At 43.3% G+C, this 11,835-nt stretch carries 6 protein-coding genes; all 6 read left to right on the top strand.

Going from position 1 to position 11,835, the window contains the following annotated elements; translation table 11 throughout:
• The first annotated feature begins 67 nt into the window (after positions 1 to 67).
• The 6 genes from ATH1_RS0114860 (at position 68) to ATH1_RS0114830 (ending at position 11,605) form a co-directional block, all read left to right on the top strand.
• Positions 68 to 2,254, top strand: a complete 2,187-nt coding sequence (locus ATH1_RS0114860) for a glucoamylase family protein (protein WP_010423335.1) — start codon at positions 68 to 70, stop codon at positions 2,252 to 2,254.
• A 377-nt stretch (positions 2,255 to 2,631) separates the two neighbouring features.
• Positions 2,632 to 4,959, top strand: a complete 2,328-nt coding sequence (gene bglX, locus ATH1_RS0114850) for a beta-glucosidase BglX (protein ID WP_010423331.1) — start codon at positions 2,632 to 2,634, stop codon at positions 4,957 to 4,959.
• Between the two features lie 540 nt (positions 4,960 to 5,499).
• Complete coding sequence (locus ATH1_RS0114845; protein ID WP_010423329.1) at positions 5,500 to 7,308, top strand: family 43 glycosylhydrolase; 1,809 nt, start codon at positions 5,500 to 5,502, stop codon at positions 7,306 to 7,308.
• On the top strand, positions 7,309 to 8,955 hold the full coding sequence (locus tag ATH1_RS0114840; RefSeq protein ID WP_010423327.1) for a sulfatase family protein: 1,647 nt from the start codon (positions 7,309 to 7,311) through the stop codon (positions 8,953 to 8,955).
• A 24-nt stretch (positions 8,956 to 8,979) separates the two neighbouring features.
• Positions 8,980 to 9,774 (top strand): carboxylesterase family protein, encoded by a 795-nt coding sequence (locus ATH1_RS0114835; protein WP_010423325.1) that lies wholly within the window; start codon positions 8,980 to 8,982, stop codon positions 9,772 to 9,774.
• 835 nt (positions 9,775 to 10,609) lie between these two features.
• Entirely contained in the window at positions 10,610 to 11,605 is a 996-nt protein-coding gene (locus ATH1_RS0114830; protein ID WP_010423323.1) for a glycoside hydrolase family 5 protein, read from the top strand.
• Positions 11,606 to 11,835 lie beyond the last annotated feature (230 nt).

The following is an 11,835-nucleotide window of genomic DNA, read 5'->3' as shown; positions in this document are numbered from 1 at the left end:
AAACAACAACGAGTTTGGCAACAAAGATGCTTTTTAGACCGGGCTCAGAGATTAAAAAAATAACACAATGCAAACACGTAAGATTCTCATATTGTTTTTGGGCATCATAACTGGTACTATCAATGCCTTTACCAAGGAGCCGGCTTACTATCAGGTCTTTTTCGACAACAGTCTGATGAAGGGGAGCTGGTTTTACAGTGAAACTTCCTACGAGGGGGAATCTTTTGTCCTGAATGTTCACGGAAAACTGCCTGTGGTTGAACATCCTGTGTTTACTCCCGGAAACTGTCTGGAGCTGAAATACAAGTCTGCCCCCGTGGGTAAATGGCATGCCCGGCTGAATTATGCAAAAGTCAGGGGACAGGATAATATTAAAAATTCCGGGACGCTATCAATGAGGGTTTTTGTTGAGAGCAATACCACTGAAAACGAATTGCCCGGAATTGCCATAGCTCTGAAGGATGGAGAAACTTCAAAGTATTTGCCCGTTGCCGATTATCTTGACCATTATAATCGTGCTGAATGGCTGCCTTTGCAAATTCCTCTGACAGCTTTTGAAAAAAATGATGGTCAACCTTTGCAATGGAATCATAGTAAGGAAATTGTTTCGGTACATTTTATGCAGGCTTCTGCCGATGATAAAGAACACGTATTATTCCTCGATCAGGTAGAACTGTTGCCTGAAATATCAACCAGGATAAATTTATCTGCTCCGGTACTTAAAAGTGCCAGAGGTTTTGAACGCCATGTTGATCTGAAATGGGAGCCTGTTAATACTGATGAGGTGAGATATGTGAAAATTTACCGGTCGGAAGACGGAGAAAACTATGAACCCGTTGGTGTTCAAAGTGCTATGGCATCTAATCGATATGCCGATTTTACGGGAGTACCTGATAAGACTTACTACTATAAGATCAGTTTACTTGATGCCAGGTATAATGAAACGGAGTTATCTGTAGCTCTTGAGGCAAAAACACATTCCATGAGTGATTCTGAGCTGTTGGATATGGTTCAGGAAGCTGCTTTCAGATATTACTGGGAGGGGGCAGAACCCAATAGCGGGTTGGCCCGCGAGAATATTCCCGGACGCAAAGATATGATAGCCATCGGGGCTTCAGGCTTTGGCCTGATGGCCCTAGTGGTTGGAACAGAGCGTGGTTTTATTACACGGCAACAACTAATAGAAAGGCTTGATAAAATTACCACCTTTATTGAAAACGGAGATCGTTTTCATGGTGCCTTGCCCCACTTTATGGACGGACCGACAGGCAAAGTAGAACCTTTTTTTGGGAATTATGATGATGGCGGGGACCTGGTAGAAACCTCATTCTTCATGCAGGGGCTATTGGCTGCCCGGCAATATCTTTCAACAAAGGATCCGAAGGAAAGAGCTCTTCGCGAAAGGATGTCTGCAATATGGGAAGCAGTGGAGTGGGACTGGTATAAACAACATGAAGTTAGTCCTTACCTTTACTGGCACTGGTCGCCCAATCATGCATGGCACATCAATCACCCGTTGATAGGCTGGAACGAGACCATGATTACCTATTTCCTGGGTATCGCATCTTCTTCGCATGGTATCGATCCCGACATGTATTATTCGGGATGGGCCTCACAGGACACCATTGCCCGCAATTACCGGGTCAATTGGGGCAAAACAATAGAAGGTTCCGCGTACTCAAATGGCAATACCTATTATGGTGTCAATCTCGATGTTGGCGTCAGCAATGGCGGACCACTCTTTTTCACACACTACTCATTCATGGGACTTGATCCTCATAAAATGGAGGATCAATACACCAATTATTTTAAAAACAATCAGTCCATTGCCAAAATCAATTTTCGATACTGTTGCCAAAACCCGGGAAACTATTATGGATATGGCCAACAATGTTGGGGCCTTACCGCCAGTGATGGTCCCTGGGGGTATAAAGCGCGTGAACCTGTTTTGAGAATGGACGATGGCACCATTGCCCCAACCGGTGCCATCGCTTCAGTCCCTTATCTGCCGGAGGAGGCCATGAAAGCTCTGAAGTTTTTCTACCGCGATTGCGGCGAGTTCCTGTGGGGGGAGTATGGTTTCAGAGATGCCTTTAATCTGACAGAAAACTGGTGTGCCAATATTTACATGGGGCTCAATCAGGCGCCTATGACAGTGATGATTGAGAATTACCGCACCGGGTTGATATGGGAACTATTTATGTCGGCACCTGAAGTCCGGAAAGGTCTGGAAAATATAAAGGGAGTAAAATAAATGAGTACAGTATAAAAAGCATATTTTTGTCAAAATCCATGCGGTTTAAATTTTTGTACCGGAGTTAACTCGTTGTTAATGAGGATGCAAAAATTTTAAACAACAACGAGTTTGGCAACAAAGATGCTTTTTAGACCGGGCTCATAAATTGAAATAGTATATACAGCCATGAAAACATGTGATCTTGTAAAATTTTCCTTATTATCCTATCTGATGATTACATTGTATTGGCCTGCCTCCCGGCCTCCAGTTTCCCTACGCTGGTCTATGAAACCAATGCCAGAGGATTCGAAAATTAAATGGGATACTGCTTCCGGATCAGGTAAAAAAATGATGCCTGATTATCTGAAGTTTGAATCTGTAAAATAAAAAATATTATGAGAAAAATGAAATTATCAATAGTTGTATTGAGCTTGATTTCCCCCCTTGTCTCGTGTGGCAATGCCGACAACTCCGTCAATTCTACGCAATGGAAGAGCTACAGCGGTGACCCGGTAATAGAAAGAAAGGTGGATTCGGTGCTTAACCTGATGACCCTGGAGGAGAAGATAGGGCAGATGAATCAGTATTCCGGGAATTTTGCGGTTACAGGAGAGGTCGCTGAAACCAAAGCAGGTGAATATCTTAAAAAAGGAATGATCGGAAGCACCTTTAACACTTTTGGAGCCGATCATATAAGAATGCTTCAGGAGCAAAACCTGAAGTATTCAAGATTGAAAATTCCTATGCTTTTTGCAGCCGATGTGATTCACGGGCTGGAAACCACTTTCCCCATACCATTGGCCGAAGCATGCTCATGGGATTTGGAACTGATGGAACAAAGCGCTCGTATTGCTGCTGAAGAAGCAACGGCATCCGGTATAGCCTGGAATTTTGCGCCGATGATCGACATTGCCCGTGATCCCCGTTGGGGCCGCGTGATGGAAGGCGCCGGAGAAGACCCTTACCTGGGAAGTCTGGTGGCCCGTGCCCGTGTAAGAGGATTTCAGGGGATAGAAACCTACAAAGATTTTTCCAAAATCAACACCATGATGGCTACCAGTAAGCATTTTGTCGGGTATGGTGCTGTCCAGGCTGGCCGCGACTATCATTCTGTTGACATGTCTGTTCGGACACTTCATGAAACTTATCTGCCTCCGTTTAAAGCAGCGGTTGATGAGGGTGTAACTGCCTTTATGACCGCTTTTAATGATTTAAACGGGGTTCCCTGTACCGGAAATAAATACCTTTTTAAGGAGATATTGCGCGACCGCTGGGGGTTTGGCGGAATGGTGGTAACCGATTATACTGCCATTCAGGAAATGGTGGCTCACGGATTTGCCAGGGATCTTAAACATGCGACTGAGTTGGCCATTGATGCAGGTATCGACATGGATATGATCAGTGAAGGTTTCGTTACTTATCTAAAAGAGTTGGTTGAGGAAGGCAAGGTTTCTGAAAAGCAGATTGACGTGGCTGTTTCGCGTATCCTGGAAATGAAATTCTTACTGGGTTTGTTTGATGACCCCTTCAAATATTGTAATGCAGAGCGCCAGAAAGAGGTAGTGATGAATCCTGAACACCTGAAGGCTGCCCGGGAAGTAGCTCAACGCTCAATTGTCCTTCTTGAAAACAAAAACAATGTGTTGCCACTGAAGAAGAATGAACCCAAGCGAGTCGCTCTTATCGGCCCGTTTGTGAAGGAACGCGAAAGTCTTACCGGAGAATGGGCCATTAAAGGTGACCCCGATAAATCTGTTACCCTGATGGAAGGCTTGGAGGAAAAATATAAGGATTCTCAGGTTAAGTTTTCTTATGCAAAGGGAACTTCGTTACCGGTTATTGACAGAACCACGCAAAAAGTTTCTACAACCAGAGTCCCAGACAGAAGTGGCTTTTCTGAGGCAATTAATCTTGCCCGAACCAGTGATGTTATTCTGGTGGCCATGGGCGAGAAATTTCATTGGTCAGGCGAGGCAGCCAGCCGCACCGACATTACTTTGCCAGGGAATCAGCGTGAACTTCTGAAGGAACTGAAAAAGACCGGAAAGCCGATTATCCTGGTTCTCTTTAATGGTCGTCCGTTAGATTTATCATGGGAAGCCGAAAACGTGGATGCCATTGTTGAAGCATGGTATCCAGGGATAATGGCCGGACATGCTGTTGCTGACGTGCTTTCGGGCGATTACAACCCGTCTGCCAAACTGGTGATGACTTTTCCCCGCAACGTTGGACAGATCCCCATTTTCTATAACGTAAAAAACACCGGACGGCCTTTTGACGAAGATAATCCTGCTGATTATCGTTCTTCCTACATTGACTGTCCCAATAGTCCGCTTTATCCTTTCGGTTATGGGCTGAGTTATACCTCTTTCGAATACGACAATGCGAAGATCAGTTCAAAAAAACTGGAACGCGGTGGAATCCTGACCGTTTCGGTTGATGTAACCAATACAGGAACCATGGACGGGGAAGAAGTGGTGCAGCTCTATATTCATGATAAAGTGGGCTCGGTTGTCCGCCCCGTAAAAGAGTTGAAAGGTTTTAAAAAAATACATCTTAAAAAAGGAGAAACAAAGACCGTTGAATTTACCATCGATGAAGAGAGGCTTAAGATGTATAATCTTGATATGGAATGGGTGGCTGAACCCGGTGAATTTGAAGCCTGGATAGCTTCCAGTTCGGCAGATGAGTCTAATCACCTGGAGTTTTCGCTGGTTGAGTAACGGGTTAAAATTTGAAATCTCTGTATTTCACTTTTCCCTCTGTGATTTTTTTAATAATAGAGAGAACCCTGGTTTATACAAAGGTAACGAGCATGATAAAGATTGTCATAAAAGGACATGTATAAAACTCAATCATGCGAGTTCCATCAGACCAATGACTTAGACTTATTTTATACTGATGAAACGAGCAGGGCAACGTTTTGTCACAAAAGAACATGTATAATTAACCTCTAATCATCTAAGAAACCAAAAACAGGGAACAGATTCTTCGTCGTTACCTCCTCAGAATGACATTAGACAGTCTGTCATTCTGAGCGGAGCGAAGAATCTAAGATCAATTAAAGCATAATAAATTGCATCATTCCAATAACTTAGACTAATTTTATACGGATGAAACGAGCATGACAAAAATTGTCACAAAAGAATATGTATAAATCTCAATCATGCGAGTTCCATCAGGCCAATGACTTAGACTTATTTTATACGGATGAAACGAGGTAATTTTATAAAATCACGTCGACCAGGGCAAAAATAAACACCATGAAAAAAATACGATTTATATTTACATCAGCGGTATTACTCCTGTCTACTTTAATGACCAAGTCTCAGGAAATAATACCAAGAACATACTGCAATCCGCTGGATATTGACTATACTTATATGGTTTACAATTCGGCAATGAATATCTCCTATCGCTCCGGCGCCGATCCGGCAGTGGTCGAATTTCGGGATGAGTACTATATGTTTGTAACCCGTTCATTCGGTTACTGGCATTCCACTGATCTCGTGAAGTGGGAGTTTATTGAACCCGAAAAATGGTTCTTTGAGGGTTCAAATGCACCAACGGCTTTTAACTATAAAGATTCGGTAATCTATTTTGCCGGGGATCCGGCCGGTTACGGGAGTATTCTCTATACCGATGACCCCAAAAGCGGGAAATGGAAACCGACAGCTTCCATCACTAATAATATTCAGGATTCGGAACTATTTATCGACGATGACGGAAAGACTTATCTGTACTGGGGCTCATCCAATGTGCATCCCATAAGGGTGAAAATGCTGAATAAAGATGACCGCTTCCTGGAAACCGGCGTAAAAATAGACCTGATCAACCTTGTTGAGGAAGAACATGGATGGGAACGGTTTGGTGAAAACAATTTTCACCCTGTTTTAAAGGAGGGATATATTGAAGGAGCATCTATGACCAAACACAACGGGAAATACTATCTGCAATATGCGGCCCCGGGGACACAATTTAATGTTTACGGCGATGGTGTTTACATTGGGGATTCTCCGCTTGGCCCGTTTGAATATATGAAGAATAATCCCATGAGTTTCAAGCCCGGCGGGTTTACCAACGGTGCCGGTCATGGCATGACCATGCAACAGACCAACGGGCAGTACTGGCATTTTGCCACGATGGCACTGGCATCCAATTCCCATTGGGAACGCCGGCTTTGTATGTTCCCTGCCTATTTTGACGAGGATGGCCTGATGTATTCCAACACCCATTATGGCGATTATCCGCGTTATGCTCCCGATCATCCTACCAAAGCCGGGCAGCATACCGGGTGGATGTTACTTTCCTACAAAGGAAAGACTACGGTTTCTTCATCGAAAGAGCAGGTACGGAAAAGTACCTCTACCGACGGGGAGTATGACATCACGGAAATGCCTTTGAAAACAAATGATGAAGGTGAAATAATTTCGGAAGTTCTGACCGATGAAAGTCCAAAATCTTTCTGGGTAGCCGAAGCCAATGATGAAAAGCAATGGGTAGAAATTGAAATGCTCTCCCCCGGAAAAGTATATGCGTTTCAGGTGAATTTCCACGATCATAATACAGGTATCTATACCCGTGTAGATGGTTTGCGGCACCGTTTTACCATCGAAGTGTCTGAAAACGGCAGGAACTGGGAAACCGTGGTCGACCGGAGTGACAGTTACAAGGATGCCCCGAATGCCTATATTGTCCTCAACCAGCCGGTTCGGGCAAAGTTTGTCCGCTACAACAACGTGAAAGTTCCGGGAAAAAACCTCGGCCTGTCCGAGATACGGGTATTTGGTAAAGGTTACGGTGAAAAACCCGCACAAGTGAAGAATTTTAAAGTGAACCGCCAGGAAGACCGGAGAAATGTCTCTTTATCGTGGGAGCCTGTAGCCGGGGCTCAGGGCTACAACATCCGCTGGGGCATTGCACCCCATAAACTGTACCACTCATGGCTCGTTTATGATGTCAATGAACATCTCATGAGGTGTTTGGATCGGGATACGGAATATTATTTTTCCATAGAGGCCTTTAATGAGAACGGGATTTCTGAAAAAACGGACATTCTAAAAATTAAATAAATGAGTGATACGATGAAAATACATTCTTTATCGCGAGCAGGTATCATGGCTTCAACAGGGATATTATGTTCTCTGGCTGTTTCCTGTACCGAAGCTGAAAAACAGAACGAAAGGCCTAATATCGTCTTCATAATGAGCGACGATCATGCCTATCAGGCCATTAGTGCTTACAGCAATAAGTTGATTGAAACGCCTAATATTGACCGGCTTGCCCGGGAAGGTATGCTCTTTACCAATGCATGTGTGACCAATTCTATTTGTGCGCCTTCCAGAGCGACTATCCTTACAGGTAAGCATGCACACATTCACGGGAAGATTGATAACAACTTTCCTTTTGATACCACCAATATAACCTTTCCGCAAATTTTGCACGAGCAAGGTTATCAAACAGCCATGTTCGGCAAGCTTCATTTTGGGAACAACCCCAAAGGTTTTGACGAATTTAAAATTCTTCCCGGACAGGGAGATTACTATAATCCGGAATTCATAACAGATAAAGGCGATACGACCATTCAGGGATATGTGACCGATATTATTACTGATCTGACACTTGATTGGCTTGAAAACCGTCGCAGGGAAGAAGACCCGTTCATTTTGTTTTATCTGCACAAAGCTCCGCATCGTGAATGGTTTCCGGCCCCACGTCATTATAAAGAATTTACCGGGCGCACATTCCCCGAACCCGAGACCCTTTTCGACGATTATGAAGGAAGAGGAACTGCCGCCCGCGAAGCTGAAATGAATCTGCTGAAACACATGCACATTTCTTCTGACAACAAAATTTATCCTGAGGTGGCAAAAGACCTCGGAATGAATGAAATGAGCGAATGGGGATTTAATGTTTTTAATAGAAAATATGACCGTTTTACCGAAGCACAAAGAGAACAGTGGGATGCTGTGTATGGTCCCGTAAATGAGGAGTTTAAGGAGATGTATCCCAACATGAACGACTCTGCTCTCATGCGTTGGAAATATCAGCGCTATATGCAGGATTACCTGGCATGTATTGCTGCTGTTGACGAGAATGTTGGACGTGTGCTCGATTACCTCGATGAAAAGGGTCTTCGTGAAAACACGATTGTGGTTTATACATCCGACCAGGGATTTTACCTGGGTGAGCATGGCTGGTTCGACAAGCGTTTTATCTATGATGAATCCTTTAAAACCCCTCTCTTGATCAGGTGGCCCGAAAAAATAAAGCCTGGCTCTGTGACTGATGAAATGGTGCAAAACCTTGACTTTGCTCAGACATTCCTGGAAGCTGCCGGCATTGAGGCACCCGACGACATGCAAGGAGAAAGTCTCATGCCTTTGCTTGAAGGAAACTACGAAGAATGGGATCGCGATGCCGTATATTACCATTATTATGAATATCCCGGCTTCCACATGGTAAAGCGGCATTATGGTGTCGTTACCAAAGATTATAAACTGGCTCATTTTTATTACGACATTGATGAGTGGGAGTTGTACGATCGTAAGAACGATCCCCTGGAGCTGAATAACGTTTATGACGATCCGGCTTATGAGGAGGTGGTAATAGAACTAAAAGCGAAACTTCAGGAACTCAGGGAGAAGTATAAAGACTCGAAAGAACTGGATCAATACTATATCCGGAAGTATAAGGATAGTGGTCTGATTAAGGAGTAAAATTAGGATTTAATAGAATAGAATATGCTACGACTAACAAAAACTTTATTTATTGTTCTTTCCCTTTTGTCCGGCACTGGGGCTGCCTCAGCTCAGGATATTTACAGCGAATACCAAAGAAAAGAGTATATCCGGGATGGTGACACCTTGAAATACAGGATGCTCTATCCCAAAGACATGAAACCGGACAAAAAGTATCCGCTGGTGCTGTTTTTGCACGGGGCTGGCGAAAGGGGACTTGATAATGAAAGGCAACTTATCCACGGGGCCGACTTGTTTGTTGATGAAAACGGAACTCCCACGCAGAATGCGATCGTTATTTTTCCGCAGTGTCCGCCCGATGTTATGTGGACCAACCGGGTTAAAAAACAAAACAGCGAAGGGGTTTGGGAATTTTCGTTCCCTCTGGGCGATTCTGCCCCGTGGCCTTCTCTGCTGGTGAATCAGTTGGTTGAAGAGTTCATGGCATCCGGGCAGGTGGATGCCGGACGGATGTATATTATGGGACTTTCAATGGGCGGGATAGGAACTCTTGAGTTTCTTTATCGCTGGCCCGAAAAATATGCTGCAGCTATTTCTGTTTGTGGAGGGCATACCCCTGATTTGGCTCCAACCTATTGTCATGTGCCTGTATGGTTTTTTCATGGCGGGATGGATGATGTGGTTCCCCCGGTTTATTCAAGACAGGTATATAATGTGTTGAAGAAATGCAATGTGGATACCAGGTACACTTTTTATCCCTATGCCAATCATAACAGCTGGGATGCTGCCTTCAGTGAACCGGAATTGCTGAAGTGGTTGTTCTCTTTTGAAAAATAAAAATTGACTATTGATTTTCTGGCTAAATATTATTTTGAGGTGATATGAGTCTTGTCTTCTGTATATTCCACGCCAGGAACACAAAATTTAAGGAACGCTAAATTCGCAAAGAAAGAATTTGATGAATGAACCCGGCCCCGATTACCCTGGGTGAGTTTCCCCAATAAATCGGGGCAGGCTTTTCGACCTTAAAAAAATAATTTAATTGCAAAGCTTTGAAAGATAATTATTCATAGCCTTGTTAACAATTTATAGTCTTTTGCGCCTTTTGCGTGGAAAATTTTCAAAGCACCTCAAAATAATAGTTAGCCAAATTTTCTTAGTTAAAGATTTGTTTTTTGAAAAGGTTATCGCATTTATGATAGAAAATGTTTATATTTGATAAAGTGTTTTTGATACACTTTGTTTGTCAAAAGTTCGTTAAACTTTTACAATACGTAGTAAACCAATTGCTTGTGGTTACAAGGCGGTGTTTATCAAAATTATATTAAGATTATATGAATCATCTCAATAGTTGTTTATCAAATCTATCAAATTATAATTATGAGACGAGTGCTGATAGATCGCGACGAGTTCCCTGTCTGTCCTGCGTTCCGGCCAGCATTCGACCTTTAAAAAACAAATTTTATACTATGAAACGAGCATGACAAGGTTTGTCACAAAAGAACATGTATAAAATTCATTGATGCGAGTTCCATTTATTATTTTGAGGTGTTGGAAAAATATTCCACGCTAAGAACGCAAAATTAAAGGAACGCTATGATCGCAAAGAAACGAGTCCCGATTCTCGGGAGGGGGTTCTTTCAGACCAATAACTTAAGTAAATTATATACTGATGAAAACCAAGCTCTTTTTTCTGAATGTCTTTTTCCTGATGTTATTCGCCTCGGTGTCGGCTCAGGAAAATGAATTCTCCCGCATCTCTGTCGATGGCAATAAGTTTGTAAATGAAGCAGGCGAAACTGTTATTTTCAAGGGTCTGAATATTGCAGACCCCGATCGCCTTGTAAAAGCAGGGCAGTGGAAAGCTGATATTTTTAATGAAGTGGCCGCCTGGGGTGCCAATATTGTGCGTTTGCCTGTGCATCCTGCTGCCTGGCGTGAAAGGGGACAGGATGAATACCTGCAACTGCTGGATCAGGGCATTAAATGGGCTAAAGATGCCGGGTTGTACGTAATTATCGACTGGCATTCCATTGGTAATCTGCGTACCGGACTGTTTCAGAATGAGATGTATGATACTTGCATCCGCGAAACCTACCGTTTCTGGTACACCATTAGTCGAAGATATAAAGACGAACCTGCTGTTGCACTTTATGAAATATTCAATGAGCCCACTACTTACAGTGGGGAACTGGGAATATTGACATGGGAGCAGTGGAGCGATATTCTGGTGGATATCATTGCCGTGGTGCGTGCCAATAATCCTCATGCAGTACCTCTTGTTGCCGGATTCAACTGGGCCTATGATCTTACTCCCGTCAAGAATGATCCGTTACCAGTCGAAGGTATCGCTTATGTCAGTCACCCCTATCCGCAGAAACGTGAAAAGCCCTGGGTTCCCCAGTGGGAACGTGATTTTGGCTTTGTGGCAGATAATTATCCGGTCATAGCAACCGAAGTGGGCTATATGTATCCCGATCAGAAAGGGGCTCATATCCCGTGCATTGGAGATGAAGCGTACGGAGAAACATTGACCGGTTATTTTTCTGAGAAAGGAATATCTTACGTCGTTTGGGTTTTCGACCCCGACTGGGCACCCCAGCTTATTAAAGACTGGAATTATACACCAACCCGTGCGGGGCAGTTTTTTAAGAAGGTAATGAAATAGGAAATTTCATAAAAATTGCATAGCAATTAAAGTCAAACACCGATCATTATTTCTTTCATTTAATCCCTTTGCTCAATTATTGAGTGAAGGGATTTTTTAGATTAGTGTCTGTTCAAAAGTGCTATTTACTTTGTAACAATTGTCCGGAAATTACTCACCCCTAACATGTAGGAACTCCGTGTTTTAACCCAACTTGCAGTTAATCCGAATGAAATTGTTGCTTTTCAATG

The sequence above is a fragment of the Anaerophaga thermohalophila DSM 12881 genome (assembly GCF_000191885.1).
GTDB lineage: Bacteria > Bacteroidota > Bacteroidia > Bacteroidales > Marinilabiliaceae > Anaerophaga > Anaerophaga thermohalophila.
The sequence above is the reverse complement of the archived record's forward strand: the minus strand, read 5'-3'. Positions and strand labels throughout refer to the sequence as shown.

Bases quoted from the DNA above. Each gene is read 5' to 3' on its own strand.
- ATH1_RS0114835 (WP_010423325.1), top strand. From the start codon at position 8,980: ATGCTACGACTAACAAAAACTTTATTTATTGTTCTTTCCCTTTTGTCC.
- ATH1_RS0114830 (WP_010423323.1), top strand. From the start codon at position 10,610: ATGAAAACCAAGCTCTTTTTTCTGAATGTCTTTTTCCTGATGTTATTC.
- ATH1_RS0114845 (WP_010423329.1), top strand. From the start codon at position 5,500: ATGAAAAAAATACGATTTATATTTACATCAGCGGTATTACTCCTGTCT.
- bglX (WP_010423331.1), top strand. From the start codon at position 2,632: ATGAGAAAAATGAAATTATCAATAGTTGTATTGAGCTTGATTTCCCCC.
- ATH1_RS0114860 (WP_010423335.1), top strand. From the start codon at position 68: ATGCAAACACGTAAGATTCTCATATTGTTTTTGGGCATCATAACTGGT.
- ATH1_RS0114840 (WP_010423327.1), top strand. From the start codon at position 7,309: ATGAGTGATACGATGAAAATACATTCTTTATCGCGAGCAGGTATCATG.